We start from the raw sequence: 1938 nt of genomic DNA, 5'->3' as shown, positions 1-1938 counted from the left end.
AGTCCTTACCAGAAGTTATTCGTAGCCAATAGTTCGTAGTAAGAACTTCAGTCCTTACCAGAAGTTATTCGTAGCCATAGTATGGAAAAGTAGTAAACTACAAGCTCTTGACTAGCCCTTGTATTGCCCTAACCTGTAACTCCACAACCCGACGTAGGGGATAAGATATGGCAAACCAGTAATGCAAGTGCTGAACACGATGCATCATCCGATAAACTAAGAGCACCTATCAGGAATGATGCGTCCATGGTTCGTCTATAACTATCTGCATGGTTGATTCTCTACATGGTTGATCCAAATGGTTGATCCAGTTGCTACTGCTCCCTTAGAGCCTACCTGCCTTGAGTTGTCTGATGCCCTAGCTGTATTGGTAGACGGTAGCTTTCACGATCGATGGGATGTAGCTAAGGTGATTCCACGCTGGGGAACTGCGGCAATCGAGCCATTGTTAGATTTGCTTCACGAGCAAGACCCAGAACTGTCTTGGTTTATCGCTCGGATTTTGGGGCAGTTGCACCATCCTGCTGCTGCTGATGCATTGATTGGATTGTTGCAGTCTGATGATCCCGAAGTGAGTGGTTCTGCAGCCGAAGCCTTAGGCGCGATGGGGGATATGGCGATCGCATCGCTGGTGCCCCAACTCCACCAATCTGAGACAAGAGCACTAGCTGTACAGTCGCTAGCATTAATTCCACATGCTGCCGTGGTTGATCCCCTGCTAGATGTTGTTACCGATGCTGATAGTGATGTTCGCGCTACTGCAATCGCTGCCCTCAGTAACCACACTGATCCCCGCATTCCACCTGTGCTTGCCGCCGCCCTTGGCGATAGCGCTGCTAAGGTTCGCTGTGAAGCTGTTCTTGGTCTAGGGCTAGTGGCAGCTCGCATACACCAGGGTGACTTTAACCAGGCAGTTTATACCCTAGATGAACTGGCAACCATGTTGCACCCCTATCTCTGGGACATCAACCTAGAGGTTTGTACTCAAACGGTACTAGCTCTGGGGCGAGTGGGTACTGATCGTGCCTGTGCTAGCATCTATCAATTGTTGACAGCAACCACTACCCCACCCGACCTCCAGCGTTATAGTTTCCTTGCCCTTAGTTGGATACCAACCCCTACAGCATTAGACTACTTGCAGCGAGCACTACATAACTTTGTCAGTACTCCAGGCCTTGCCCAGACTATTATCACCAGCCTTGGGCAAATAGAGCATTCAAATCTAGTACCTGCTGCTACCAATTTACTCTTGACGTTGCTAGAACCACCTGTGGTCGATAGCCTTGATCCCTGCTGTCGTCAAGCCCTTGCTTTGAGTCTAGGCTACTTAGAAGCCAGGGAACATCATCCTCTCATCATCCCAGCACTGCAACAGTTAAGCGAAGATAGCGATGCCAGTGTGCGCTTGCACGCGATCGCTGCCCTTAAAACCATTGCCGCCGATGCATAACTGTCTACGGCCAATTCGTAGAGAGTTTAGAGGATTAGTGCATGAGTACGCGCCCTCGTTAAGTATAAGTCCCTAGGCATATAGATTAAAAATCAGACAAATTTAGTAATCCCTCTGTTGGAGTCAGTGAAGTTTAGGCTACAGTTGATTGGAAACCCTTGTTCCAGTCACCTATGAGTTCAGCCAAAAAGCTCAAACTGCTTGTTGTAGATGATGAACCAGATAACCTCGATTTGCTATACCGCACATTTCGACGAGACTTTAATGTACTTAGGGCTGAAAGCGGCATGATGGCTCTGGAGATTCTACGGCAAGAAGGCGAAGTAGCTGTAATTATCTCTGACCAACGGATGCCCGAAATGAAGGGAACTGAGTTCTTGAGCAAGACTGTGCCAGAGTTTCCTGACACGATGCGAATCATTTTGACGGGCTTTACGGATGTTGAAGACTTGGTAGAAGCTATCAACTCCGGGCAGGTGTATAAGTAC

General features: G+C 48.4%; 2 protein-coding genes. Both read left to right on the top strand.

The genetic code is table 11. The features are described from left to right. The first annotated feature begins 298 nt into the window (after window positions 1-298). Window positions 299-1450: a HEAT repeat domain-containing protein gene (locus NZ772_18180; protein MCS6815484.1), complete on the top strand. Its 1152-nt coding sequence runs from the start codon at window positions 299-301 to the stop codon at window positions 1448-1450. Between the two features lie 173 nt (window positions 1451-1623). Beyond that, window positions 1624-1938: response regulator (locus tag NZ772_18175; protein MCS6815483.1), on the top strand; the 315-nt coding region annotated here is incomplete at its 3' end.

The sequence above is a fragment of the Cyanobacteriota bacterium genome (assembly GCA_025054735.1).
Classification (GTDB): domain Bacteria; phylum Cyanobacteriota; class Cyanobacteriia; order SKYG9; family SKYG9; genus SKYG9.
Note: the sequence above shows the minus strand (reverse complement) of the source record. Positions and strands in the feature narration are given on the sequence as shown.

Excerpts from the sequence above, each read along its gene's own strand:
- NZ772_18180 (MCS6815484.1), top strand. The coding sequence starts at position 299 with ATGGTTGATCCAGTTGCTACTGCTCCCTTAGAGCCTACCTGCCTTGAG.